This window comes from Achromobacter sp. FW305-C-28 (assembly GCF_058783235.1).
The window spans coordinates 1-590 of sequence record NZ_JBYSYL010000036.1; the positions used below are offsets into that span (position 1 = coordinate 1).

At 58.0% G+C, this 590-nt stretch carries 1 pseudogene; it reads left to right on the forward strand.

The annotated features are described in order from the left end of the window. Positions 1 to 590 (forward strand): annotated as a pseudogene (locus AC3WMR_RS30690) (DDE-type integrase/transposase/recombinase); the annotation flags it as partial.

Sequence of the window (590 nt, forward strand, 5' to 3'; positions counted from 1 at the left end):
ATGTTGCAGGACGTTCTGGCAAAAAAGCTCTGAAGCCTTCGCGGCGCCGCGTACTCGTGGATGATCTGATGAAGCGCTACGGCGTAGGCGTGACCAAGGCATGCGCCGCAGTCATGATTTCCCGATCGTTGTATCGCTACGAATCGTGCCGACGCGACAGTGGCGCGCTGGTCATGCGAATCCACGAGATAGCGCATACGCGCGTTCACTACGGATACCGGCGTGTACACGTAATGCTGCGCCGCGAAGGCTATCGAGACAATCACAAACGGGTCTACCGTTTGTATCGAGAACAAGGCTTGTCGTTGCGGCACAAGCGCCCCAAGCGCAATAAGTCGGCGCAACGTCGCCAACCCAAAGCGGTCGCGCAAGCCATCAATGACATCTGGAGCATGGACTTCGTCATGGACCAATTGTTCGATGGTCGCCGCCTGCGTGCGTTGACTTTGGTCGACAATTACACCAGAGAGTGTCTGGCCATCGACATTGGGCAAAACCTGCGGGGTGACGATGTGGTGGCGACGCTCGGTCGCGTATGCGCACTGCGCGGCTTGCCGCGCGTCATCAAAACCGATAACGGCAGCGAGTTC